25 protein-coding genes are annotated in these 24,684 nt (G+C 67.1%); 5 read left to right on the top strand and 20 right to left on the bottom strand.

What is annotated here, in order from left to right; all coding sequences use genetic code 11:
• Positions 1-80: 80 nt before the first annotated feature.
• Positions 81-1,007 (bottom strand): arginase, encoded by a 927-nt coding sequence (gene rocF / locus C0R46_RS11550; RefSeq protein ID WP_102959738.1) that lies wholly within the window; start codon positions 1,005-1,007, stop codon positions 81-83.
• 132 nt (positions 1,008-1,139) lie between these two features.
• Between rocF and C0R46_RS11545 the strand changes: the two genes are divergently transcribed.
• Positions 1,140-1,577, top strand: a complete 438-nt coding sequence (locus C0R46_RS11545; RefSeq protein WP_102959737.1) for an Lrp/AsnC family transcriptional regulator — start codon at positions 1,140-1,142, stop codon at positions 1,575-1,577.
• Positions 1,578-1,632: 55 nt separating this feature from the next.
• Here the strand turns inward: C0R46_RS11545 and C0R46_RS11540 are convergent, their stop codons facing one another.
• The 6 genes from C0R46_RS11540 to C0R46_RS11515 form a co-directional block, all read right to left on the bottom strand.
• On the bottom strand, positions 1,633-3,051 hold the full coding sequence (locus C0R46_RS11540; protein WP_157944626.1) for an MATE family efflux transporter: 1,419 nt from the start codon (positions 3,049-3,051) through the stop codon (positions 1,633-1,635).
• Positions 3,052-3,272: 221 nt separating this feature from the next.
• Positions 3,273-4,121, bottom strand: a complete 849-nt coding sequence (locus C0R46_RS11535; RefSeq protein WP_102959735.1) for a transporter substrate-binding domain-containing protein — start codon at positions 4,119-4,121, stop codon at positions 3,273-3,275.
• 29 nt (positions 4,122-4,150) lie between these two features.
• Positions 4,151-4,960, bottom strand: a complete 810-nt coding sequence (locus C0R46_RS11530) for an ABC transporter ATP-binding protein (protein ID WP_102959734.1) — start codon at positions 4,958-4,960, stop codon at positions 4,151-4,153.
• Positions 4,957-5,682 (bottom strand): ABC transporter permease, encoded by a 726-nt coding sequence (locus C0R46_RS11525; protein WP_102959733.1) that lies wholly within the window; start codon positions 5,680-5,682, stop codon positions 4,957-4,959. Before C0R46_RS11525 ends, C0R46_RS11530 begins: the two co-directional genes overlap by 4 nt.
• Entirely contained in the window at positions 5,682-6,401 is a 720-nt protein-coding gene (locus C0R46_RS11520; RefSeq protein ID WP_102959732.1) for an ABC transporter permease, read from the bottom strand. The genes C0R46_RS11525 and C0R46_RS11520 overlap by 1 nt, the downstream gene beginning before the upstream one ends.
• A 48-nt stretch (positions 6,402-6,449) precedes the next feature.
• Complete coding sequence (locus tag C0R46_RS11515) at positions 6,450-7,874, bottom strand: M20 family metallopeptidase (RefSeq protein WP_102959803.1); 1,425 nt, start codon at positions 7,872-7,874, stop codon at positions 6,450-6,452.
• Between the two features lie 99 nt (positions 7,875-7,973).
• Between C0R46_RS11515 and C0R46_RS11510 the strand changes: the two genes are divergently transcribed.
• A complete protein-coding gene (locus tag C0R46_RS11510; protein WP_245413535.1) occupies positions 7,974-8,672 on the top strand; it encodes a GntR family transcriptional regulator in 699 nt (232 codons plus the stop codon).
• Between the two features lie 6 nt (positions 8,673-8,678).
• Here C0R46_RS11510 and C0R46_RS11505 read toward each other — a convergent pair whose 3' ends face one another.
• The 5 genes from C0R46_RS11505 to C0R46_RS11485 all read right to left on the bottom strand — a co-directional run bounded on the left by C0R46_RS11505 (position 8,679) and on the right by C0R46_RS11485 (position 12,874).
• Positions 8,679-9,023 carry a RidA family protein gene (locus C0R46_RS11505; RefSeq protein ID WP_102959731.1) on the bottom strand — a complete coding sequence of 115 codons (345 nt, stop codon included), beginning with the start codon at positions 9,021-9,023 and terminating at the stop codon, positions 8,679-8,681.
• A complete protein-coding gene (locus C0R46_RS11500; protein ID WP_102959730.1) occupies positions 9,020-10,555 on the bottom strand; it encodes an NAD(P)/FAD-dependent oxidoreductase in 1,536 nt (511 codons plus the stop codon). Before C0R46_RS11500 ends, C0R46_RS11505 begins: the two co-directional genes overlap by 4 nt.
• On the bottom strand, positions 10,552-10,863 hold the full coding sequence (locus C0R46_RS11495) for a (2Fe-2S)-binding protein (protein ID WP_102959729.1): 312 nt from the start codon (positions 10,861-10,863) through the stop codon (positions 10,552-10,554). Before C0R46_RS11495 ends, C0R46_RS11500 begins: the two co-directional genes overlap by 4 nt.
• A complete protein-coding gene (locus C0R46_RS11490) occupies positions 10,844-11,953 on the bottom strand; it encodes an NAD(P)/FAD-dependent oxidoreductase (RefSeq protein WP_102959801.1) in 1,110 nt (369 codons plus the stop codon). Before C0R46_RS11490 ends, C0R46_RS11495 begins: the two co-directional genes overlap by 20 nt.
• Before the next feature lie 78 nt (positions 11,954-12,031).
• Entirely contained in the window at positions 12,032-12,874 is an 843-nt protein-coding gene (locus C0R46_RS11485) for a transporter substrate-binding domain-containing protein (RefSeq protein WP_102959728.1), read from the bottom strand.
• 159 nt (positions 12,875-13,033) lie between these two features.
• Here C0R46_RS11485 and C0R46_RS11480 point away from each other — a divergent pair, with 159 nt between their 5' ends.
• Positions 13,034-13,966 (top strand): LysR family transcriptional regulator, encoded by a 933-nt coding sequence (locus C0R46_RS11480; protein WP_245413534.1) that lies wholly within the window; start codon positions 13,034-13,036, stop codon positions 13,964-13,966.
• Between the two features lie 29 nt (positions 13,967-13,995).
• Here the strand turns inward: C0R46_RS11480 and C0R46_RS11475 are convergent, their stop codons facing one another.
• The 4 genes from C0R46_RS11475 to C0R46_RS11460 all read right to left on the bottom strand — a co-directional run bounded on the left by C0R46_RS11475 (position 13,996) and on the right by C0R46_RS11460 (position 18,396).
• Positions 13,996-15,294, bottom strand: a complete 1,299-nt coding sequence (locus C0R46_RS11475) for an alpha/beta fold hydrolase (protein WP_198598306.1) — start codon at positions 15,292-15,294, stop codon at positions 13,996-13,998.
• 76 nt (positions 15,295-15,370) lie between these two features.
• Positions 15,371-16,372: a 4-hydroxyproline epimerase gene (locus C0R46_RS11470; RefSeq protein WP_102959726.1), complete on the bottom strand. Its 1,002-nt coding sequence runs from the start codon at positions 16,370-16,372 to the stop codon at positions 15,371-15,373.
• 11 nt (positions 16,373-16,383) lie between these two features.
• The gene (locus C0R46_RS11465; protein WP_102959725.1) at positions 16,384-17,622 is read right to left on the bottom strand and encodes an NAD(P)/FAD-dependent oxidoreductase; all 1,239 of its coding nucleotides are present in this window, start codon (positions 17,620-17,622) and stop codon (positions 16,384-16,386) included.
• Between the two features lie 42 nt (positions 17,623-17,664).
• Positions 17,665-18,396 (bottom strand): GntR family transcriptional regulator, encoded by a 732-nt coding sequence (locus tag C0R46_RS11460; RefSeq protein WP_102959724.1) that lies wholly within the window; start codon positions 18,394-18,396, stop codon positions 17,665-17,667.
• 115 nt (positions 18,397-18,511) lie between these two features.
• Here C0R46_RS11460 and C0R46_RS11455 point away from each other — a divergent pair, with 115 nt between their 5' ends.
• On the top strand, positions 18,512-19,426 hold the full coding sequence (locus C0R46_RS11455) for a dihydrodipicolinate synthase family protein (RefSeq protein ID WP_102959723.1): 915 nt from the start codon (positions 18,512-18,514) through the stop codon (positions 19,424-19,426).
• A gap of 91 nt (positions 19,427-19,517) precedes the next feature.
• Here C0R46_RS11455 and C0R46_RS11450 read toward each other — a convergent pair whose 3' ends face one another.
• From C0R46_RS11450 to C0R46_RS11440, 3 genes are all read right to left on the bottom strand, one after another.
• A complete protein-coding gene (locus tag C0R46_RS11450; protein WP_280953020.1) occupies positions 19,518-20,597 on the bottom strand; it encodes an AbrB family transcriptional regulator in 1,080 nt (359 codons plus the stop codon).
• Between the two features lie 357 nt (positions 20,598-20,954).
• A complete protein-coding gene (locus C0R46_RS11445) occupies positions 20,955-21,428 on the bottom strand; it encodes an SRPBCC family protein (RefSeq protein WP_102959721.1) in 474 nt (157 codons plus the stop codon).
• Positions 21,429-21,471: 43 nt separating this feature from the next.
• Positions 21,472-22,341, bottom strand: coding sequence for an SDR family oxidoreductase (locus tag C0R46_RS11440; protein WP_102959720.1), 870 nt, complete (start codon positions 22,339-22,341; stop codon positions 21,472-21,474).
• A 107-nt stretch (positions 22,342-22,448) separates the two neighbouring features.
• Here C0R46_RS11440 and C0R46_RS11435 point away from each other — a divergent pair, with 107 nt between their 5' ends.
• Positions 22,449-23,342: a LysR family transcriptional regulator gene (locus tag C0R46_RS11435; RefSeq protein ID WP_102959719.1), complete on the top strand. Its 894-nt coding sequence runs from the start codon at positions 22,449-22,451 to the stop codon at positions 23,340-23,342.
• Positions 23,343-23,765: 423 nt separating this feature from the next.
• On the opposite strand, the gene C0R46_RS11430 is transcribed toward C0R46_RS11435, so the two are convergent.
• Positions 23,766-24,683, bottom strand: a complete 918-nt coding sequence (locus tag C0R46_RS11430) for a restriction endonuclease (RefSeq protein WP_245413533.1) — start codon at positions 24,681-24,683, stop codon at positions 23,766-23,768.
• Position 24,684: the final 1 nt, after the last annotated feature.

Here is a 24,684-nt window from a genome sequence, read left to right as displayed (position 1 = left end):
TCCACCCCGATGGAGAGAACCAGCTTCATCATGTGATCCACACTGACAAAGGGAACAATGTTCAGGCGCTCGGTCATGGGTCAGAAGCTCCGGGTCGGACGATCGAGGACGCTGCGGCCCATCAGGCTCGCGGCGAGGTCGACCATGAGAAGAGCGGTGCGCCCTCGCTCGTCGAGGAACGGGTTGAGCTCGACAAGGTCGAGCGAGCGCACGAGCCCGCTGTCGTGCAGCATCTCCATGGCGAGATGCGCCTCGCGGAAGGTCGCCCCGCCCGGCACGGTGGTGCCGACGCCAGGCGCGATACCGGGATCGAGGAAGTCGACATCGAGGCTGACATGCAGGATGCCGTTCGCGGCCTGCACCTGGCTGAGGAAGGCCCGCAGCAACGGCGCGATCCCCTCCTCGTCCACCATGCGCATATCGTGAACACGCACGCCGGCGTCCTTCAACGCCGCCCGTTCCGCCGGATCGACGCTGCGCAGGCCGATCATGCAGACATGCTCGGGCCGCACCGGGGCGGCAACGGCCGGCATGAAGCTGCCGAAGCCCGTGCGGCCGGTGACATAGGCCATCGGCGTGCCGTGCAGGTTGCCGCTGGTCGTCGTTTCCAGCGTGTGGAAATCCGGGTGGGCGTCGAGCCAGAGCACGAAGAAGGGACGATCCTCCTCGGCGGCGCGGCGTGCGACACCTGAGATCGTCCCGGCCGAGAGGCTGTGATCACCACCGAGGAAGATCGGCATCCCGTCGCCGCTGGCCGCATAGGCCGCATCCGCTAGCGCCCGAGTCCAGGCGTCAAACTCCGGCAGATGGTGGACGGCTGCGTTGGGGTGGACGAGGTCGCGATGCGGGGCCGGCGCGACGTTGCCCCGGTCTTCGACAGGAAAGCCGAGCTCCGTCAGCGCCTCTCGCAAGCCCGCCGTCCGATAGGCACTCGGGCCCATGTCACAGCCAAGCCGCCCAGTCCCTTCCTGGACGGGAGCTCCGATCAAGATGCATCGATGGTTCATAGGGATCCGCCGCTTTCCATTGCGCGGCGATGATACGCATCGTGCGTGGCGGATCGAACGGAGCAGATTGGCAGATCGCGCTATGTTGCTTATCAAACTGCTTTGTTGATGCCTCCACTATGGTGATGATGGATGGATGATCTCGATCAGCGCCTGGTGACGATCCTGCGCCACGATGCCCGCCGCAGCATTTCCGACGTCGCCGCGGAGCTCGGCGTTTCGCGCGCCACGGTGCGCAGCCGGATCGAAAGGCTGGAGCAGCGCGGCGACATCGTCGGCTATACGGTGATCCTGCGGGCCGACACGGTGGCGATGCCGGTGCGGGGCGTCACGCTGATTGAGGTCGAGGGGAAGATGGCAGACCGGGTCGTGGACGGTCTTGCCGGCTTTCCGGAGATCAGCGCCGTGCATACGACCAATGGGCGCTGGGATCTCGTCGTCGAGATCTCCGCCCAGAGCCTCACCGATTTGGACGCGGTGCTGCGGCGGCTGCGGCTCGTGCCGGGTATAACGGGGTCGGAGACCAACCTTTTGCTGGCGACGCCGCGCAGCACCAAGGCGCGGCTCTAGAGCCTTTCAAGCTCCGGCTGACTGGGCAGGGTCGGCACAATCTTGCTGCCCGGCGTCAGGCTGCGAGGGGCGCCGGGTGCTGTGCTCTCAGCGCCGCCATCAGATGGCGCCAGCGGGCCACCATCAGGCCCGCGACAGTGATGAGGCCGATAGCAAGGCCTGCCCAGATGCCGCGGCCCTCCATGCCGAATCGAAGGGCGAGAGCCAGGCCGATCGGCAGGCCGAACACCCAGTAGCCCAGCGCCGCGAAGGCCATGGGCACCTTGGCATCGCGATAGCCGCGCAGAACGCCCGCCATGGCGCCCTGCAGGGCATCGGCGATATGGAAGATGCCGGCAAAGAACAGGAAGCCGCGGGCATTGGCGATGATCGCAGCAGAAGCCTGATCCTTGCTGTCGACGAAGAAGCCGATCAACCAGACCGGAGCGAACAGCATCAGGCCGGCCACGAAGGCGGAGAAGCCGAGGGTGAGAATGAAGGTCGTGCGCCCCGCGCGCTCCGCAGCCGGGTAGTCGCCGGCGCCGCGTGCATGGGCGACGCGGATGGAGGCGGCCTGTCCCATGCCGACCGGAACCTTGAAGGCAAGCGAGACCAACTGCATCGTGATGGAATGGGCCGCCAGCTGCGCCTCGCCGAACAGGCCCGCGGTGATCATGGCGGCATAGAACACCGCGTTCTCCAGGAGCAGCGTCACCGAGATCGGGACGCTGAGGCCGAGCAGGTCCTTGATCCGCACCCCATCCCGGCGAGCCCTGCCGCGGCGGCTGAACACGGCATAGCGGCGCAGACGCGGATCGAAGATCAGCACCAGAGCCAGCGCAGCTGCCATGGCGGTGGAGGCGACGAGGGTCGCCAGACCCGCTCCGGGCCCGCCCATCGCTAACGGTCCGGCGATCAGGAGGTAGCCAAGGCAGGCATTCAGCCCGACACCGCCGAGTACGACGGCCAGCGACCAGCCCTGGCGGCCATGGGCGCCCAGGAATGCCCGGATGATCTTGAACACCGTATAGGGCAGGAGCGCCCACATCAGCCAGCGCCCGGTCTCGCCGGCACCGGCCGCCAGATGCGGCTCCTGGCCGAGGATGAGCAGGATCGGCTCGCACCACCAGAAGACGATCCAGATCAACGCGCAGAAGACGACGCTGCAGGCAAAGGCCTGATGCATGGTGCCGCGCACGGCGCTGATCGTCCTGAAGCGGCGGCCGCGGGCATTGGCGATCAGCGTCATTGCGGCCGCGTCCAGCCCGGTCAGCAGGCTGATGCACAGCATGAACAGCCCGTAGGCCAATGCGCCCGAGGCGAGCGCAGCCGGACTTTGACGGCCGAGAAACCCGAGATTGACGACGAGGAAGCCGAAGGGCGCGACATTGCTGAGCGTCAGCGGCAGGGCCAGCGCTAGCGTCTCGCGGGCTTCAACGGCAAAGCCGCCAACCCTTCCGGAGCCTTTCACGGCTCTACTCTCGATCGCTGCCACGTGGCCTTCCGCATGTCGCAAGGGGCAGCCGTCGATCGTCCCGCCGCGCCGTCCCCTCCTCCGGCGCCGCGATCTGCCTGCCCAACACGGCGGTGAACCCGCCCGCGGCAACATGGCCGCCGCGCCCCGGTCTCACCCTTCGCGGTCCGCGCCGCGTCCAACGGCGCAGAGCGGATCGTGATTCGCAACCTCCTCGCGAACCACGGCTCCGTAGCCCGATATCAGCGCGGCGTCAGGTCGAAACCGAACCACTTCTCTGACAGACGCTTGATCGTGCCGTCGGCCTTGGCCGCCTCGATCGCCGTGTCGAACTTCTCGCGCAGCGCCGTCTCATCCTTGCGCAGTCCCACCGACGTGCCCGCACCCAGGAAGCCGCCGAGGAAGCGGGGACCGACGATCTCCATCTCCTCGTTGCCCGGCTGCTTCACCGCCGTGATCATGTAGCCGAGCGAGGCGATCACCGCATCGACCCGGCCCGAGGTGAGGTCGAGATCGTGCTGCTCGGTGGTCTTGTACTCGCGGATGGTCGCGACGTCCTTCATGTACTCGTCGAGAAAGCGCGAGCCGATGGACGACGTCTGCACACCGATGGTCTTGCCCTCGAGGATCGGGCGGATCGCCTCGACCGCCTTCTTGGTGCCGTCGGGATTGTTGGCCAGGTTGAAGACCTCGCCCTTCAGCGGCATCTTCGTGATGTCACTGCCCTTCAGGGTTACGAAGGTCTGGCCGGTGCCGCCGTAGGGGATCGAGAAATCGATGATCTCCTTGCGCTTCGCGGTGGCCGACATGCCGCTCATGATCACGTCGAACTTGCCGGCCTGCAGCGCCGGGATGATGCCCTCGAAGCTCTGCGCCACGAAGGTGCACTCGATCTTCATCTGAGCGCAGAGGTGATTGCCGAGCTCGATCTCGTAACCGTCGAGCGTGCCGTCGGGGCGCGTCAGGTTGTAGGGAGGAAAGGCGCCCTCGGTGGCGATGGTGATCTTGGTCTTGTCCTGCGCGGTCGCGGCCGGAGCGACAAAGGTCGCGACGGCGAAGAAGGCGAGTGCCGCTTTCGCTTTCAAGGTCATGGCATGTCGATCCTTGTATGAGGCTTCTCTCAAGCCTTGCTGATGAACTGTCTGAAGCGCTCGGACGCCGCGTTGGTGAAGAGGTCGTGCGGGGTGCCCTCGGCCTCGATGGCCCCCTTGTGCAGGAAGATCACGCGCGAGGAGACGTCGCGCGCAAAGCCCATTTCATGGGTGACGACGAGCATGGTGCGGCCTTCTTCGGCGAGGCCGCGCATGACGCGCAGCACCTCGCCGACGAGTTCCGGATCGAGCGCGGAGGTCGGCTCGTCGAACAGCATCACCTTCGGCCGCATGGCGAGCGCTCGGGCGATCGCCGCACGCTGCTGCTGGCCGCCGGAGAGCTGCGAGGGGTAGTGGTTGCGCTTGTCGGCGATCCCGACCTTGGCAAGCAGCGCCTCGGCTTCGTCCATGCATTCGGCGCGTGCGCGCTTCTGCACATGGATCGGCGCTTCGACCACATTCTCGATGACGGTCTTGTGGGACCACAGGTTGAAGCTCTGGAACACCATGCCGAGCTGGCTGCGGATGCGCTCGACCTGGGCGATGTCGGCCGGGCGCGTCGAGCCGGCCTTCGTCTTGACGAGACCGATGGTCTCGCCAGACACGGTGATCACGCCCTCGTCCGGCTGCTCCAGAAGATTGATGCAGCGAAGCATGGTGGACTTGCCGGAGCCGGACGAGCCGAGGATGGAGATCACCTCGCCTTCCTTGGCTTCCAGCGAGATGCCCTTCAGCACCTCCACCGGCCCGAACCTCTTGTGCAGGTTCCTGACGCTGAGCGCGGGAACGGACGCGGCGGAGGCCGGGGCGTCGGCAGTGGCGATGGCGGCATTGCTCATGCGGTGACCTCCTCGGCGGCAGCGATGGGGTGCTGTGCCCGGCGTCTGGCATCCGGGTTCAGCCAGCGCTCGACCAGCGCCAGCAGGCGCGTCAGGACGAAGTTGATGGCGAGGTAGAGAGCGCCGGCGACGATGAAGACCTCCATCACCCGGTAGGTCTCCGAGATCAGCTTGGCCGCGACGCCGGTGATCTCCATCAGCGTGATGATGGAGGCGAGCGACGTCGCCTTCACCATGGTGATCATCTCGTTGCCGTAGCCTGGCAGCGCCTGGCGGATGGCCAGCGGCAGGACGATGCGCCGCGCCATCAGGAGACGCGACATGCCGCAGGCCTTGGCGGCCTCGATCTGGCCGTGCGGGACAGACAAGAGGCCGCCGCGGATGATCTCCGAGGCATAGGCGGCCGTGTTCAGCGTCAGGGCGATCACCGCGCACCAATAGGGCTCACGCAGGATCGGCCAGAGGATGCTGTGGCGCACGGCCGGAAACTGGCCGAGGCCGTAATAGATCAGGAACAGCTGCACCAGGAGCGGCGTGCCGCGGAAGGCAAAGATATAGGCCCGCGCCGGCCAGTCGAGGATGGCAAGGCCCGAGATGCGGCACAGCGCCAGCCCAAGCGCCAGGACCGCGCCGAAGAGGATGGCGTTGAAGGCAAGCAGCAGCGTCAGCGGGACAGCCGGCAGCAAGGTCAGCAGGGTGTCGTAGGCGAAGGCGAAATCCATCAGCCGCGCCTCACGCCACGGGAGAGACGAGCCTCGGAGCGACCGAACAGGAAGCCGGAGATCGAGGAGATCAAGAGGAAGATGCAGGCGGCGATGAGGTAGAAGTCGAAGGGCAGGCGCGTCGAGCCGGCGCCGATCTGTGCCTGCCGCATCAGTTCCACGACGCCGGTGACGGACACGAGTGCGGACTCCTTCAGCACCACCTGCCAGACATTGCCGAGGCCCGGCAGCGCATGGCGCAGCGTCAGCGGCGCGACGATGCGCCGGGCCATCAGGCTGCGGCTCATGCCGCAGGCCTTGGCCGCCTCGAGCTCGCCTTTGGCGACGGCGTGGAAGCCGCCGCGCAGCACCTCGGTCTGCTGAGCGCCGGAGGTGATGCCGATGGCGAGCGCACCGGCGAGGAAGCCGGGAAAGCCGACGAAGCCCTCGGCGCCCATCAGCCGGCCGACCCATGTGACGACGGCGCTGCCGCCGAAATAGAAGAGGTAGATGACGAGGAGGTCGGGGATGCCGCGCAGGACAGTCGTGTAGGCGTCGGCAAGGCTGCGCGCGATGCGGCCGCCGGACACCTTGGCATAGGCACCGACGACGCCGATCACCGCGCCGATGGCATAGCCCGAGAGCGCGATCAGCACCGTCGTCAGAGTGGCCCAGGCCAGGACGGTGCCCCAGCCATCAGGGCCGAAGCTCAGGAGATCGAGAAGGCTCTGTCGCGTCATGGATAGATGGTCGATCGTCCGAAAAGAGGAGGCCCGGAGAGGCGGATATCAGGCGGCGGCGCGATCGGGCAGCGGCGGCTCGACGTCGTCAGGGATCGGATTGACGAAGGGCGTTCCCTCGAGCCGGGCGCGATGATCGGCCTTTGCCGCCTCGATCAGGGACGGGTCGCGAAAGAGCTCGGCGCCTGTCGCCGCCATGACCTTGGCGGCATGTTCCATGCCCTTATGCGCCGCCGGCAGCTTGCCCTGCGCCACCAGCTGCCAGGAATGACCCGGGGTGCCGATGGCATAGGTCGCGCCGCGCATCTGCACGGTGGGCACCACCCAGCTCACCGTGCCAACGTCGGTGGAGCCGACAAAGGTGCCGTCGCCGCTCTCCGGCGGGAAGATGATGTCGCAGAGCGGCGAGTCGCCCTTCGGCGTGACGCCGAAGCGGGCGTAGGAGGAGCGGATATCCTCGCGCGACAAGGTCGCCTGGAACTTCGCCGCGATTTCGCGGTCGGCATCGTCGAATTGCGGCGGGCCCAGCTGCTCCAGCTGGCGGTGCATCAGCGCCTCCAGCGGGGCGTTGCCGACGAGGTTGGCATCGCCGCTGATGATCTGGGCGCGCACCGTCGTCTCGGTCATCAGAGCGGCGCCCTCGGCGATCTTCTTCACCCGCGCCACGAGTTCCAAGAGCTCCGGCAGCGTTCGGGCGCGCACCAGATGACGGACGGTCGCCCGCGCCTGCACCACGTTGGGCGCGATGCCGCCGCCGTCGATGATGGCATAGTGGACGCGCGCCGAGGAGGGCATGTGCTCGCGCATGTAGTTGACGCCGATATTCATCAGCTCGACGGCGTCGAGGGCGCTGCGGCCGAGATGGGGCGTCGCGGCCGCGTGCGAGGCGCGGCCGTGGAAGGTGAAATCGATCTCGTTGCAGGCGAGCGAGATCGGATTGTTGACGCCGGCGAACGGCGCCGGATGCCATGAGATCGCGATGTCGACATCGTCGAAGACGCCAGAGCGGACCATGAAGCCTTTGGAGGAACCGCCTTCCTCCGCCGGGCAGCCATAGTAGCGAACGCGGCCCGGCAGGCCGCTTTCGGCCAAGAAGTCCTTCAGCGCCGCGGCGGCCAGCATCGAGCCGGCGCCGAGCAGATTGTGGCCGCAGCCATGGCCGTTGCCGCCATCCACAACCGGCCGCTCCTCGGCCACGCCAGCCTCTTGGCTGAGACCCGGCAGCGCATCGTACTCGCCAAGGATCGCGATGACCGGACCGCCCTCGCCCGCCTCACCCATGACGGCGGTCGGAAGGCCGGCGATGCCGCGCTGGACGCGGAAACCTTCCTCCCGCAGCAGCCGCTCGTGCTCCGCCGCCGAACGCTCCTCACGATAGTTCAGCTCCGGCGTCTCCCAGACGCGGTCGCTGAGCTCGACAAAGGCCTCGCGCTTGGAATCGATGATCGGCCAGACGGAATGCGTGTTCTGCATCATGCATGTCCATGATATGCACCAGGATTGGCGCCAATCCTATGGAAAGGCGATCCATTGCGCAATCGGCTTCGTTGATCAAGAAGTGTGCAACGCAATATGAGAGTAAACGCACTGCCATTGGCGATGACGGGACGCATCTCAGGCATGGACGCCATGGACCGCCCGAGCGACAGGCCTGAGCCCGGTCGCGTGGCTGCTTCGCAGGTGATGGAGCGGCTTCTCACCGACATCCGCTCCGGCGCGCTCTCGCCTGGAACCTGGCTGAAGCAGATCGACCTCGAGGAGCGCTACGGCGCCGGTCGACCGGCGATCCGCCAGGCACTGGAGCGGCTGGCGGAAAAGCGGCTCATCGGTCATGTCCGCAATCGTGGCTACCACGTCCATCGGCCGGATGGGCAGCAGACGAGCGACCTCCTGGCCATTCGCCTGTATCTGGAGGTCGGGGCCGCCGACCGGATCGTCGAACAGGCGACGCCGGAGGCGGCCGCGGAGCTGGAGCGACTTGCCGTGGGCTTCGACGCTTTGATCGAGGATGGGCCGATGGTGGCGCTCTACGAGGCCAATCTCAGCTTCCATCGCTTCCTCCTCTCCATCGCCGGCAATGACGAGTTGGTCCAGCTGGTGGACGAGTTGCGCCAGCGCATGTCCTCCGCCCCCGTATCGCAGTGGATCAGTCCCGGGCGCATCCGGCGCTCGGCCGCCGAGCACCATCAGATGGTCGCGGCGATCAAGGCGGGGGCGTCGGAGGATCTGAAGGCGGCGATCCGGCGTCACATCCTGCAGCCGGATGGCTGACCGAGTTCAGGTGTGCGCGACAAGGGTGATCTCGACGAGCGTGTCGCCGCCGAGATCGGCGACGCCGACCGTGGCACGCGCCGGAAGGTCTTCCGGTCCGACCCAGGCCTTCCAGGCGGCGTCGAGCTCCGGCTTCAGCGACAGGTCGGTGACGAAGATCGTGGCGGAGAGGAGCTTGGTCTTGTCGCTGCCGGCTTCCGCGAGATAGGCGTCGAACTTCTTCAGGATCTGTTCGGTCTGTCCGCCCATGCCGAGGCTCTCGTCGTCCGCGACGGTCCCGCCGACGAAGACGAGGCCGTTGCGCTCGACGACGCGGTGCATGATCGGCGTGCGGATATGGCGATTGGTCATTGCATGTCTCCTGTCGAGAGCGGTTCGATCCGGTCGGTCGAATGGCTGCCGGTGACGGCGAGTACCGCCTCCGGCGTTTCGGGGAAGCTGGCAAGTTCGGACAGGCGCACGGGCTTGACCGGCGCCCGCAGGCGGTAGGTGCCGACGGCCGCAGGGCTCTCGCCACGCCCGGCCGCGATCATCTCGGTGACGGTGCCGGCACAAAAGCGACCCTGACACGGGCCCATGCCGCAGCGCAGGAAGGTCTTCAGCTGGTTCGGACCGGCGACGCCGAGGCCGATCGCCTCACGCACGGCGCCCGCGCGCACCTCCTCGCAGCGGCAGACGATCGTGTCGTCATCCGGCGGCGCAAGGAAAGCAGGCGAAGGCGCATAGAGGCGGTCGAGGAAGGCCCGGCCACGCTGCAAGCTCTTCCACCGGCGGCGGAGCGGGAGCGCCGCCTCCATGGCCGGCGCCTCGCCGAGACGGCCGAGCCGCCGGAGGGCGCCGAGCGCGGCGATCTCGCCCGACACTTCGGCGGCCGCAGCCCCGGCGATGCCGCCGCCGTCACCGGGGATCGACACGCCGTCGAGGGAACTGGCGAACCAGTCGTCGAGGTCCGGCACGAAGGCGCGCTGTGCCTCGTCAAAGTGATGGGCGCAGCCGATCGCATTGGAGAAGTTGGCGTTTGGCACGACGCCTTGATGGACAAGCAGGAGGTCGGCCTCGAGTGCACCCTTGCCTGAGCCCGTCCCGTAGCGGACCGCGCGCAGCGCGCCGGTGCCCTCGGTGGCCAGCGCCGTGACCCCGCCGATCACCCGTGTGCGCGTGCGCACCGTCCGCAGCAGTTTCAAGCCCTTGCCCATATAGGCGGAGGCGAGGAAGCCTGGCGCATGCGGCGCGGCGCGCAGCCAGTTGCCGCGGGGCGTCGTATCGAGAACCGCGGCGATCTCGGCGCCGGCGTCCAGAAGCTGCGACGTCAGGAGGTAGAGCAGCGGTCCGCAACCTGCGACGATGACCCGCCCCGTCGGGACGAGACCGGCCGTCTTCAGCGCGATCTGCGCCGCGCCGGCGGTCATGACGCCCGGCAGCGTCCAACCCGGAAAGGGCATCGGCCGCTCGATGGCGCCGGTGGCGAGGATCACATGGCCAGCCTCGATCGCGCGCCCGGCGCCACCGAGCGTCAGGCTGACGAGGCGGTTCGAGGTCGAGGCCCGGTCTGCTGCGCCGCCGGCGACGGGCCCGGTCGCCGGGCCGACGTCCCACACGGTGGCACGCGGCGCATAGGCCGCACCGGAGGCGCGGAAGCGCTCGGCAACCGCGCGGCCGTGGGCGTAATCCGGGCCGAGCCGCCGGAGGTCGCCGGCTCCGGCCGCCTCGATGCTGCGGTAGATCTGCCCACCGGGCGCCGGGTTCTCGTCGAGAAGCAGCGTCGACGCGCCGCCTTCCGCGAGGCGCGCGGCCGCAGTGAGGCCGGCAGGCCCGGCGCCGATCACGACAGCCTCGTAGCGGCTCGCCAGGGCACTGGCGGTCTCAAGCGACGGTCCGCTCATGGTTCCTGCCCTGCGGCCGGGCGAATGGTCCTTGCGCCGCTCTGCGAGCGCACCTCCATGCCGTCGGTGAGCGGCGTCAGGCAGGCCTGGCGATTGGCGACGCCATCGACCTCGACGAGGCACTCGAAGCAGACGCCCATCATGCAGTATGGCGCACGCGGCTCGCCGCCGACGACGCTCTTGCGCAAGGCCAGCCGGCCCGAGGCGAGCAGCGCCGCCGCGATCGTGTCGCCTGGGACGCCTGTCAGCGGCTCGCCGTCAAAGCGAAACCGCAGCGCCGGCGCCGCCTCACGCAGCCGCCTGAACATGGAACCTCGCGGTGCTGAATGGGGACAGTTCGCGTGAGAGCGGGCCCGCGGCAATCTGCGGCGCCAGCGCCAGCGCATGCGCGGCGGCAAGCGTCACACCGGAATGGGCGACGGCGACGAAGGCGCCGGGACAGGCGGCGGACTGCTCGTAGACCGGCAGCCCGTCGCGGCTCTTGACCCGGAAGCCGGCCCAGCTACGGACCATGTTGACGTCGGCGAGCCCCGGAAACATCTGGATCGCCCGCCGCACCATCACGGCGTTGATGGCAGGGTCGGCGCGTGGCGAGGTGTCGACCGTGTCCTCGCTGTCGCCGATCATCACGCCACCCTCATCGGTCTGGCGGAGCGTTCCCAAGGGATAGGCGAGGAACGGCGCTAGCTTCTCCGTTACCACGATCTGTCCCTTGCTGTGCTGGAGCGGCACATTGAGGCCCACCATCGATGCGAGGCGGCCATTGTCGATGCCGCCTGCCAGGATCAGCTTCTGCGCCTCGACAGTGCCCCACGGACCTTCGAGTCGGAACAGGCCGCCGGAATAGTGAATGGTCTCGACGCGGCTATGCGCGCGGTAGCTGACGCCGCTGCGGGCCATCGCGACATGCAGCGCGCGGAAGAGACGGAGCGAGTTCACGTCGCCATCCTCGGACGAGTAGGTCGAGCCGACGACGGCGCGTCCAAGACCCGGCAGCAGCTCGGCCGTGCGGCGATGGTCCAGGATCTCGAAGCTGGCACCCTCGCCGCCCGTGTCGCGCCGAATGCCGGCGAGCGTCGCCGCATTGTCCTCCAGTTCGGCATCGGACAGGCACAGGGTGAAGCCGCCGGGCTGGCGCAGCTTGATGTCGATGCCGCTGAGCTGCGTCAGCTCCTCCGCAAAGCCCGGCCAGCTCCGCGCGGAGCCGAGCGTCCAGCGGGCATAGTGCGGCGCGCGGGCACCCTTCCCCTGCACCCAGATCAGCGCGAAGTTCGCCCGGCTGGCACGCCGCGCCAGATCGTCTTCGTCGAGCACGAGCGGCTTCAGGCCCTGCCGCGCAAGCCCCCAGGCGATCGCCGCACCGACGAGGCCACCGCCGATGACCACGGCGTCGCGCATGCTTGTCTCTGCCGTCATGCTCATCCGGGTGCGATGCCGCGTGGAATAGCGGGCGGCACGTGCCGCCCGCCCATGCCCTCAGTTCTTCGGGGTAACGTCGATCTTGAACCACTTCTCGGCGAGCTTCTTCACCGTGCCGTCGGCGCTCGCCGCCTGAATGGCCTTGTCGAACTTGGCCTTCAGCGCCGTGTCATCCTTGCGCATGCCGACAGCGATGCCCGGACCGAAGGGGCCGCCGGAGAAGATCGGACCGGCGAGCTTGGCGTCCTCCATGCCGGGCTTCTCGATCGCCGCCATCAGCACGGTAGCGTTGCCGAGCACGGCGTCGATGCGGCCGCTGACGAGATCGAGATTGTGCTCGTCGGTTGTCTTGTACTCGCGAATGTCGGCGAGGCCCTTGAGGTAGTCGTCGGCGAAGGAGGATGCGGTGGTGGAGCCCTGGACGCCGATGCTCTTGCCGGACAGGAGGTCCTTCATCGCGCTGGCGCTGGCCCGCCCGGCGGCTTCGTCCCTGGTGAGGTCGATCGTCTCACCGGTGCCCGGCAGCTCGGCGAGCGGACCGCTCTTCAGGACCGCGAAGGTGTTGTAGGGCGCCGCATAGGGAACCGAGAAGCCGATCACCTCCTGACGCTTGGGCGTGATGCTCATGCCCGCCATGATGGCGTCGAACTTGCCCGCGTTCAGCGAGGGGATGAGACCGTCCCAGTTCTGCGCGGTGATCTCGCAGGTGACCTCCATGCGCTTGCAGAGGTCATTGGCGAGGTCGATCTCGAAGCCGTCGAGCTTGCCGCCGGGGCCGGAGAAGTTCCACGGCGCATAGGCACCTTCCGTCGCGATGCGGACGGTGTCCTGGGCAAGGGCTGCCGACGGGGAACCCAGGCCCGCCAGGACGAGAGTGGCGGAGAGCAATGCCGTCTTCATGATGGGGACCTCTGGTCTTCAGTTGGAGGAACATGCGCCTGAAGCCTGCTGCCCATCATTGCGGCAAAGCTGATCGAACCCGGCTTCTGCCAAAATTTGTTGCATCGGCATCTTCATGCCGTCAAATAGCTTATCCGACCGTCAGCATCAGAGAATGTTATGCGAGGCAAGCTGAACCTGCGGCAGATCGAGGCGTTTCGCGCGGTCATGCTGACCGGCGGCATGACGGCCGCAGGCACGTTCCTGTCGATCACGCAGCCCGCGGTCTCCCGCCTGATCCGCGACTTCGAGGACGCAACCGGCCTCTCCTTGTTCGACCGGCGCGGCAACCAGCTCGTGCCGCGGCCAGCGGCGGTGGCACTGATGGCGGAGGTGGAGCGCTCCTTCGTCGGCATCGGCCAGATCGCCGCCATGGCCGAGGGCATTGCCCGGCACTCCGCCGGGTCGCTGCGCATCGCTGCGATGCCGGCCTTGGCGAGCGGCGTATTGGCAAGGTTTGCCGCCGTCTTCCAGCTGGAGCGGCCGGGGCTGCATATCGTGCTGCGCGGCCTGCCGTCCCACCTCGTTATCGAGGCCGTCGCCTCCGGCCAGGCGGATCTCGGCTTTGCCGAAGGCCCGTGGGAGCGATCCGGCTTTACCATCACTGCGCTGGAGTCTGCGGCCGTGGTGGTCATGCCGGAAAGCCACCGGCTTGCGGACCAGGCGGTTGTTCAGCCGGCGGACCTCGCGCAGGAGCGCTTCGTGAGCCTCGGACGGGGTACGGTCTTCGCCGCGCGCATCGAAGCCGTGCTCGGATCGGTGTCGCCAGTGGTCGTCGCCGAGACCTCGCTGTCGCACACGGCCTGCGCCATGGTCGCCGCCGGCGCCGGCCTTTCGATCATCGATGCCGCCACCGCCGCCGATTATATCGGCCGCGGCCTCGTCGCCCGGCCGCTCGGCGCCTTGATCGATGCCGGCTGCGTCTCGATCCGCCTCGCCTCCCGCCCGCGCTCCGAACTGGAGGAACGGTTCGAAAGCGGCTTCCGCGACGTCTACCGCGAAGCGGGTCTAGCAGCTACGGCGGGCGGGACTTCCGTCGCCGTCACGCCCTGAGGCGGACGACGCACCCCTGGCCGGGCGGCTCAGGCCGGCAGCGGACCGCCACGGTCGCGGACCATACCCTGCAGCCGCGTGAAGACGGCGGGCGAGGCGCGCACCCCGTCATGCTCGTATTCGTTGGTGACCCAGGCTTGCGCGTTGCCGAGCTGGGCCGCTGTTTCCAGCGATAGGCCGGCATCGACATAGAGATCGTCGAAATAGACGGCTGCCGCGAGCGGCACCTCATTCGCCGCCAGCCTGGCATGATCGACGAGCGGCGTGTGGAAGGGACGCGCCGCCAGTGCCTCCGCCGCCCGCTGGAAGGGCCTCAGCGAGCGGATTTCGCTGAACATCCAGGGATAGATCATCTCCCCGTGGAACAGCAGCGGTCGCTCTTCCGGGCCGAACTCCGGATGCTCGTTTGCAATGCGCTGCGCCGCCCAGGCCGTCGCGCCCTCGCCGTGGCCGTAGATGCATTCCTGCAGAACGGCATAGAGCGGATTGCCGTCATAGGAGGTTAGCCCGGTCAGCTGCCAGAGGAACTGCTCCGACAGCCGATCTTCGTGCGTGTTCGCAAAGGCCTCGTCGAACAGCCAGTGGACGTTCTCGAAGCCGGGCCCCACGCCGAAGTCAATGCCGACGATCTGAAGACGCTTCACCGTCAGCCGGTCGCCGTCCGGCAGCCGGATATCGCTGCCCTCGATCAGGTCGGCGACGCGGGTGATGCGGGTGCGATCGTCCGGGTAACGCTCGTAGAATCGCTTCGTCTTGGCGGCGGCGCGCGGAAAGGTGCGGCGATAGACCTCCTCGGCGCTGGCGCGAAGGCCCGGCAGACCGCCGGTGACGTAGCAGGCGGACAGCCCTTCCGGCGCGAGCGACAGGTAGGTCATGGTGATGAAGCCGCCATAGCTCTGACCAAGCGTCTCCCAGCGGGTGCCGCCGAAAACCGTCGTCCGCAGATGTTCGGCGTCGCGCACGATGCTGTCGGCGCGAAACAGCGAGAGGTAGTCCGCCGCAGCCTCCCCCGTCCCGAAGCCGGAGATGCGATGGGCGTCGATGCGGCTGGAGCGGCCGGTACCACGCTGGTCGAGCAGGATGACGCGGTAGGACTTCAACGCCTCCTTCAGCCAGGGCGGTCCATCGACCGGCCGCGGCCCCTTGCCGCCGGGGCCGCCCTGCAGGAAGAGCAGCTTCGGCAATGCCTCGCCGTCGCGGACGGGATCGACGACCTCGCGCGCGAAGATCTCGATGCTACGTCCATCGTCCGGCCGGTTCCAATCGAGCGGCACGGTGATCTGATGGTCGCGGATGCGCATACCGGGGATGACGTATTCGGACAGGATCACGGGTCTTGCTCCATCATGACGGCTTAACGGCTTATCCCGCCCGGCACGGCTCATCGTCCAGCCGCCGACGGCGTCAGATCACCTGAAAACCGTGCGCGAACGGGTCGCGGTCGTCGATGAAGATGGTGTTGAAGCCGGTCTGCCGCGCCCAGCCGGCGATCGACGGGATGACGCCCAGCTTGTTGCCGACATGGACCTCACGCTCCACCCGGCCCTTGAACAGCGAGCCGATGATGCTCTCGTGGATGAAGTCGTCGCCCGGCTTCAGCTTCCCCTTGGCGGCCCATTGCGCGATCCGCGCCGAGGTGCCGGTGCCGCAGGGCGAGCGGTCGATTGCCTTGTCGCCATAGAAGACGGCGTTGCGCGCGGTGGCGCCTTCGACGGTCGGCGCGCCGGTCCACAGGATATGGCTCAGCCCCTTGATCTCCGGCATCTCGGGATGGACGAACTCGTAGCGCTGGTTCAGCGCCGTGCGGAGTTGGCCGGACATCGAGACGAGCTGCGAGGCCGTGAAATCCGCCATATCGCGGAAGTTCTCCTGCGCATCGACGATGGCGTAGAAATTGCCGCCATAGGCGACGTCGACATGCAGCGTGCCGAGGGCCGGCGATTCCACCTCCAGCCCTTCGGAATGGAGGAAGGCGGGGACGTTGGTCAGCCGCACCTCCTCCACGTATGGGCCCTCCTGCCGGTAGGTCGCGGTGACAAGGCCGGCCGGCGTATCGAGCCTCAGAACTCCTGGCTCGCGCGGCGTGACCAAGCCGTTTTCCAGCGCCATGGTGACGGTGCCGATGGTGCCATGGCCGCACATCGGCAGGCAGCCCGAGGTCTCGATGAAGAGGATGGCGACGTCGCAATCCTCCCGAGTCGGCGGATAGAGGATTGAGCCGGACATCATGTCGTGGCCGCGCGGCTCGAACATCAGGCCGGTGCGGATCCAGTCGAAATCGCGCAGGAAGTGGGCGCGCTTCTCGATCATCGTGGCGCCCTCGAGGCGCGGGCCGCCGCCGGAGACGAGGCGCACCGGATTGCCGCAGGTGTGGCCGTCGATGCAGGAGAAGGTGTGGCGGGCCATGGGCTATCCTTTCAAAAGCGCGTCGGACTAAAGGCGCCAAGATCGATCGCGGGCGGCCGGCCGGCAAGCAGGTCGGCGACGAGACGCCCGGTGGCCGCGGATTGCGTCAGGCCGAGATGGCCGTGGCCGAAGGCATAGACAACATCGCGCGTGGCGCTGGCCGGCCCGATGACGGGCAGCGAATCCGGCATGGACGGGCGGAATCCCATCCACTGCCGGCCGCCTTCGGTCTTGAGGTCCGGCAGGAAGGCTTTGGCCTTGGCGAGCATCGCCTCTGAGCGCCTGAAGTTCGGCTTCAGCTTCAGACCGCCGAGTTCGACGGCGCCGCCGACGCGAATGCCGGACGACAGGCGCGTCACCACGAAGCCGTGGCCGCCGAAGGTGAGCTGGCGCTTCAGGTCGAAGCTGCCGGGCGGCAGGGTGGTGTTGTAGCCGCGCTCGGTATCGAGCGGGACGGGGTCGCCGAGCTGTGCTGCCAGCGCCTTCGACCAGGCGCCGCAGGCAACCACCGCCTGCCGGGCTCTCACCGTGGAGCCGCTGGCGAGGCGCAGGCTGACCCCACCTTCGATGGGCTCGATCGCCGCCACCTCGCCCTGGCTGACCTCGGCGCCGCGCTGGCGCGCCTTGTCCGCCAGCGCGCAGGCGTACTCATAGGGGTCGCTCACCGACTGCCAGCCTGGCACGAAGGTCGCATGGGTGAAGCGCGGTGACAGGCCGGGCTGCAGCGCCGCGATCTCTTCGCCGGCCACGTGCCGGAACTCGATCCCCTCTTTCGCTCGCGCGTCCCAGTTCGGCAGCGACGCCTCGAGCTCGGCGGCGGATTCGTAGAGCTCCAGCTCGCCATCGGAGAGCAGCATGTGCTGCAGGCCGGTGGCGGCGATCAGCCGGTGGGTCTCCGAGCGCGCCAGCCGCATCAGCGCAACCTGCGCCGCCATGGAATGCTGCGCCGCCACGGCCGAGCTCGCGCGCCAGAAACGATAGAGCCAGGGCGCGATGCCGAGCGCATAGGCCGGCGGCACGCTCAAAGGTCCGAGCGGATCAAGCAGCCAACGCGGCGCCTTGCGCATGATGCCGGGTGAGGCGAGCGGCAGCACGTCGGAAAAGGCGAGCGCACCGGCATTGCCGAAGCTGGCGCCGCGGGCGATCTCGCCCCGCTCGATCAGGACGACTCGGCGCCCATCATCGAGAAGCGCATGGGCGGTGGCGATGCCGACAATGCCAGCGCCGATGATCGCGACGTCAGCCACCATACGGATGCTCCTGGCCGAGATGCTGAGGATGGAACTGGAACGTCATGGCAGCTCGATCGGATCAGCGAGGTCGCGGGCGAGAAACTCCTGGATCTGCCGCACGATTTGCGCGGCATGGGCGGCGGCGAGCCGGTCCGCTGCTGCAGCTTCGCCTGCTTCGATGGCCGCCATCATCGCCTCATGCTCCTCCACATACTGGCGCGGCAGGCGGTCGTCGAAGGAGGAGTAGTAGAGGCGCAGGATCCGCCGGCCCTGATCGAGGAGGCGTGCGAACAAAGCGATGAAGTGCGGATTGCCGTGGATCTCGGCGATGGCGACGTGGAATTCCCGGTTGGCCTCGATCATCGCCAGCGCATCCTGCGCGCCCACCGCGGCGGCGAACTCCGCCTGGCGGGCTCGAACCGCGGCGAGATCGCGCCGGTCGCGCAGGGCCGCGCCCCGGGTCGTGACGCGGTACATCAGCGACAAGGCTTCAAAATAAGCCGGCAAACCGGCGAAGTCGATCGGCGTCACCACGGTATTTCGGTTGGGCAGGGTCGTTGCGAGATCGTCCGCGACGAGGCGCTGCAGCCCCTCCCGGACCGGAGTGCGCGACATGCCGAAGCGCTCCGACAGCGCCGTCTCGTCGAGTGGGCTCCCCGGCTGCAGGGTCAGCGACAGGATCTCCTGGCGCAGAGTGTCATAGACGACGCGCGAGCCGGAGCCGCGGACCCGCAGTGCCTCGCCCGTTCTTCCGGGTTCCGCCGGCGATGCAGCCTGCCCGCTTTGCAGCATACGGTCGTCCCGATGGTGGCTCTGTGAGGGAGCCGGTAATCTTGGTTTAGCTGCAAACTTGCTGTCTGTCGACAGTCTGTATATTGTCATTGATAACGAGAGAAGGACAACTGTCATGACCACCGGATGGCGGGGCGTCTTCCCTGCAGTGACCACCCAGTTCAAACCCGACCTGTCGGTGGATCTCGACGCGACCCAGGGCGTGCAGGACGCGCTGGTCAATGACGGCGTCCACGGCCTCATCGTCATGGGCACCTGCGGGGAGAACAACTCGCTCGACCCGGACGAGAAGCGTACCATTCTGAAGGCCGCCGTCGAAGTGGTGAACGGCCGCGTGCCGGTCGTCACGGGCGTCTCGGAGTTCGATACGCGACGCGCCATTGCCTATGCGCGCGATGCCGAGCGCCTCGGCGCCGACGGGTTGATGGTGCTGCCGGCGATGGTCTATGTGCCCAAGCCCGAGGAGCTTGCCGCCCATTTCCGCGCCGTGGCGGAAGCGACGTCGCTGCCGATCATGCTCTACAACAATCCTCCGGCCTATCGCGTGAACATCGGCACGGACGTGCTGCGCGCGCTGGAGGACGTCGCCAACATCAAGGCGGTGAAGGAAAGCGCACCGGATCCGCGGCGCTTCACCGACCTCCTCAATGCCTTCGGCGAGCGCTTCGACCTTTTTGCCGGCCTCGACGACATCGCCCTGGAAGGTCTGATGCTCGGTGCCAAAGGCTGGGTCTCCGGCCTCACCAGCGCCTTCCCGCAGGAATCGGTCGCACTTGTCGCCGCAGCCGAGCGCGGCGACTGGGAAGAGGCACGGCGCATCTATCGCTGGTTCATGCCGCTTCTGCATCTCGACGCCGAGCACGACCTCGTGCAGTCGATCAAGCTCGCCGAACAGATCATGGGCCGCGGCTCGGAGCGGGTACGCATGCCGCGCCTGCCGCTCTCTGGCGCCCGCCGTGCCGAGGTCACCGCTATGGTCGAGACAGCTGCGGCAACGCGGCCGTCCCTCCCGGTCAAGGCGGCCGCCTGAGCCCTTTCGCCGGGGGTCGGCCGGCCACACCCAGACCTTGCCCGCAAGCTGCGCTGCGGCAGTGCAGTTGAAGGTCGGCCGCCGTCAGCGCTCATGAGGACGGCGGCAACCCGTCCGGCCTGCGTCGAAGCACGTGCCGGCGGATCAGCGGCGCAACGATGACATTGGTGAAGATCGAGCGCGTCAGCTGAAATCCCGCCACTGCGGCGGCCGCGACGCCCAGCGCATTGGCGGTGGCGATCATCTCGCCGAGCCCGCCCGGCGCCGCGGCCAGAAGGCTCGACAGATGATCGAGATCGGTCAGCCGCTCGATGATCGTGCCGAGCCCGAAGATCGACAGGCTGACGAGGATCAGCCCCGAGATCAGCCCGCCGGCGACCGTTCGCGGCAGCCGGCGCATGCGATCGAAGCGGAAGCGTAAGCCCAGCGATGTGCCGATACCGATCTGCGCGGCGATCAGCAGTGGTTGCGGCACGGCCGGGACCTCGAAGCCGAGGGCGACGAAGAGCACCGCGACCAGCGTCGGCGTGACGATAAAGGCGTTGATGACGCGCAGCCGCGTCGCGATGACGGCCAGGAGCAGCGAGGCGACGATCAGCGCGCCGAGAGTGATCAGCCTCACCGCGTCGGCTTCGAGCAACATGCGCACCGGCGTGACGGGATGGCCCGTCACCACAAGCCAGAGCGGCACGAGTGTCAGCACGACGATCACCCGCAGCGTGTGGATGATCGCAACACTCTGCTCGTCGGCATTCACCTCATGGGCGAGCGTCGCCATCTCGGCCATACCCGCCGGCAGGCAGGAGAGCAGGCCGGACAGCCGATCGATGCCGCTGAGCCAGGCGATCGGGACCGCCAGAACAAGCCCCAGGAGGCTGCCGGCAACCGCAATGACGAGCATCAGCGGGAACAGGCGGACCAGCGCCTCGATGACACCGCCATCGAGCAGCACCCCGACGGAGGCGCCGACGAAGAGCTGGCTGACGCGGCGCAGATGTCGCCCACCTCGCATCGGTCCGATCAGGTTGGCCACCAGCGTCGCGCCGACCAGGGATCCCAGAATATAGGCGAGCGGCAGATGCAGGAGGCGGAACAGAAAGGCTCCGGCCGCCGCTGCGGCGAGGGTGGTCAGCATCAGACCGGAGCGTTGTGCGAACCAGGCGTGTGACACGGCCGCGTCAGCCCGCAAAACACAAGTCAGGGGCGCGACACTGCCGAAACGCCACGGCCGGACGACCGGTCTCGACACCGGGCACCGCAGCCTCCGCCGGCGGGCCTCCGCATTGCCACGGCCTCATCACGCTCCCCCTCCCGAACCTTGGCTGTCCCGTCAAGGTTGCGGCCACCGGCTTTGCATAGCCGGCGCTCGTTCGTCCGCCTTACCATCGCTTGCCCTGGAGGTGAACGCGAGGTTTCCGGAACGGGCGAATAATGTCGGGAGGACGCGGCGCAATAGCCGAAGAGCCGGCAAGGCGGGGCACCTCCCGGAGAGATGCCCCGCCTTGCGCTGCCGATCCAGTTGCAGAGGTCAGAGCCTGCCCTCGCCCACCAGTTCGCGGGTGCGCTTCAGCGTGGACAAGAGCGCCGCCTTATAGCCCTTGTCGCTGTCGAACTGCGCCTGCTCCGCCTGCTCTTCGGGGCCGTTCGGCTCTTTGCCGCGAAGTCCCAGGTAACAGTAGAAGCGGAGCTGCAGCGCGCCCGTTTCGTCCTCGAAGAGCTCGTTGATGATCGCGCCTTCCCTCGGGCCGGTCGCCTGGAAGAAGGTGACCTTGCTCCCGGGTTCGAAGGTGATGATCTCGCGGAGATCAGCACCGGCGATGGTTGCTTCACGCACGATATGGGAGGCGCTTTCCTCCACGACCTCGCAGCGGGTGCAGAGGTTCGGCGGCAGGAATTCACGGGCATCTCGGGCTTTGAGCTCGAGGCCCGCCCAGGCCTCAGCCCGGGTCAGTCTGGTTTCGCCAGCCGGATTCACCGGCACGGTCGCGGTCGAATAGATCATGGGTGATGTTCCTTGTTGTCGCGAGCGGCTATCGGCCCCGCCCTCAGGCTGCGGCCACGATGGCTGCCGCGAAATCGCGATAGCTGTGCAGCGGGCGACCGAGGATCGTGGTCAGCCGCTCAACATCGCCGGCGTCGGGGATCATGCCGTCGCTGACATAGCGCTCCGCCATCAGGCGCATCTCATAGGCTGTCCATTTCGGCATGAAGCTCGCCATGGTCTGCTCGAAGCCGCTCGGATCATCGCCGCCATAGACGACCGGCCGTCCGAGGATGTCGGACCAGATCGCGGCCAGTTCCGTGCCGGTCAGCGTCTCGGGGCCAACGACATTGATCGTCTCGATCGGCAGCTTGCCCGGCGCTTGGTCGCGGCGGATCAGCTCGATCGCCGCCACTTCGGCGATGTCGCGCGCGTCAACCATGGCGACGCCTTTGCCGCCGATCGGCATCGGATACACACCGTGGTTGAGGATGACGTCCTTGATCATCAGCTCGTTATCAATGAAGTAGGTCGGGCGCAGGATGGTGGCGCTGAAGCCCATCTCATGCAGCATGCGCTCGGCGCCGTATTTCACCGCGAAGTGCGGCACGTTGACCGCACGATCGGCCTCGAACACCGAGAGATAGACGACGCGCTCGACGCCGGCCTCGCGGGCGAGGTTCAGGGTGATGATGGCTTGCGTGAATTCGTCGCCGGTTACTGCATTGAGGAGAAAGAGCGTGCGCACGCCGGCAAGAGCGCGGCGCGACGCGTCGATGTCGAGCAGTTCGCCCTGAGCGACGTCGACGCCGGCGGGGAAGTTCGCCTTGGCGGGATCGCGGGTCAGCACGCGCACAGCGGCGCCGCGCTGGACCAGCTGATCGACGAGGTGGCGGCCGATGCGCCCGGTGGCGCCGATAACGAGGATGGTCATGGGGATCCACTCCTTGGTTGAGCCGTTTGGCTGTCCCGAAGATGAGTGATCCACGGCCGCCCTAATAGCCGCTATATCTGGACTGCCCGTCTCACTGGTGGAACGACATGGATCTCCTTGCCCTCGCCGATTTCAACCTCGTCGCCCGGCATGGCGGCTTCGGCAAAGCCGCTCGCGAAGCTGGGCGACCCAAGGCGACCCTGTCGCGCCGGGTCACCGAACTCGAAGCCGCTCTCAACCTGCGCCTGTTCGAGCGCGGCGCTCGCGCCCTGAAGCTCACCGAGGAGGGCCGCGCTTTGTTCGAGCGGACAGGCGCCCTCTTGACCGAATTGGATGAGACGGCGGCGGCCATCGCATCTGGCGGCGAGACGCCGCGCGGCCGGCTGCGCATCAGCGCGCCGCTGCTCTTCTCGCAGACGGCCATGGGCAAGCTCGCCGCTGCCTTCGCGCTGGACTATCCCGAGGTGCGGCTGGAGATCACCACCGAAGACCGGGCGGTCGACATGATCGAGGAAGGCTACGACCTAGTGATCCGGGTCAATCCGGATCCGGACGAGCGCCTCGTCGGGCGGATCTTCCTGCGGGACCGCCTCGTCGTGGTCGCCAGTCCCGCCTTGGCGCGGCCTGACGGCGACCGCCCCGTTCCCGCGGTCGTAAGAGGAGCGGCCGACCGCATCGCGCACTGGACCGTCATATCGCCCGGCGGACAGACCCGCATCGCGGCCGAACCCGTCCTGTCGCTGTCGTCGCTGCTGATGGTGCGCGATGCCGTTCGCGCGGGCGTCGGCGCGGCACGGCTGCCGATTTCACTCGTCAGCCACGACCTGACGGCCGGAACGTTGGTGCATTGGGGCGACGTCGACGGCCCGGAGATCGCGCTCTGGACGCTCTACCCGTCGCGACGGCTGCTGAGCGCCCGCGTCTCGGCCTTCCTCGATCATCTGAGAAAGGCCTTCCCTCAGGGAACACCCGACGAACTCGCCGCCTATATCGATGGGTGACGACGGCCCATTAGGCGGGCGTCGCTGTGTGCGTCGAGAAGCATCGGATACACGGCGCGGGTATCACATCGTGGCCGGTTGCGTCAGCGGGCCCGCTTCAGCGCATCAAGCTCCTGCGGCTATCGACAGCCTCATTCCCACTCGATTGTTCAAAGGCATCCTAAACACGTGATAATGTTCGATTTTTTATCGTCGAGAGCATCGAAAGCCGACGCTCGGGCCGTCAAAAACCTACGGTGTTGATTTTAAAGGGAAAACTTCCCGAAATATTTTTGCGTAGTGTCGGCATCTATCGAGATCGATCGGGCAAAAAAAACCTTCTGCACTCGAAATGCATGCCGCTGATTCATCTTCAGCAAAGTACCGTCAGGCACCTGTAGCATGCGCTGCTGTCGCGGGCTATTGCCACCGACGTTCGAGAGATTAGCTGCCGCGCAGATTGAGATCACGGACGGCGATGAATGCGCGATTAGTCTCCGCGGCACGACGGGCCTTCTCCTCCAGCACATCGATCAGCGACACCTTGCGCGAGAGCACCTCGTATAGATCGAGTCCGTCAGCGCAAATCAGATTAGTTTGCCGTCCGCGCGAAAACGCTTCCAAGCCGTCTACGGTGAATCCGGAATTGCTGACGAACAAGCCACGCGACCACGAGGCCTTGCCCGCGACCTTCCCAGAGAACGTCATCAGATCCGCGAACCCAATCTGTGGCCCGTGCCACTTAGCCTCGACCAGATAAGTCTGACCCCCAAGCCTGAAGCTGCCGTCGATCTGCTCGCCCACAAGCCGAAACGCGCCGCGCGGCGCCAGGCCGAATCCGGCAAACAGTTCATTCAGGAATCCCTCGAAGCGGAGGCCCCGCGTCTGTGGGTCCAGCTTCGTAATTTCAATGAGGAGCGTCGCAAGCTCCTGCGCTTTGGAAGCACTCAAAGTGGCGGACGCCTGCGGTGCCGCCGCCTCCTCGGCCCTCGGCTGGCCAAAGCTATTGAGGAAACCCGGATCAAGCAGCTCCGGTATCTTGAACTCCACGCCGGGAAGGAGGCTGTTCAGGCGATCGATTTCGGCGCGGGTCAGTGGATTTCCTTTGCCGCGCCGATAGGTCATCGCCTGTCGGACGATCGCCATGATCAGCTTCGTGAAATACGAGCGCCGATGTTCAAGCGTCGATGTGAGAAGCTGAACAATCGCCGGCCTCTTGCTACCCGGCACCCACAGCTCGCCAACGCCAGCCTGTGCCGCCGCCAGCGGAAAGGCGGTCCTGTTGTTTCCACTCCCCGGCAGGAAATCATAAAAGAGGTCGGCCAGGTCTTCGACGGTCTGCGCTTCGCGGAATGACAGCATT

It is taken from the genome of Mangrovicella endophytica, assembly GCF_002893625.1.
GTDB lineage: Bacteria > Pseudomonadota > Alphaproteobacteria > Rhizobiales > Rhizobiaceae > Mangrovicella > Mangrovicella endophytica.
This window is presented reverse-complemented; position numbering and strand designations above follow the sequence as displayed.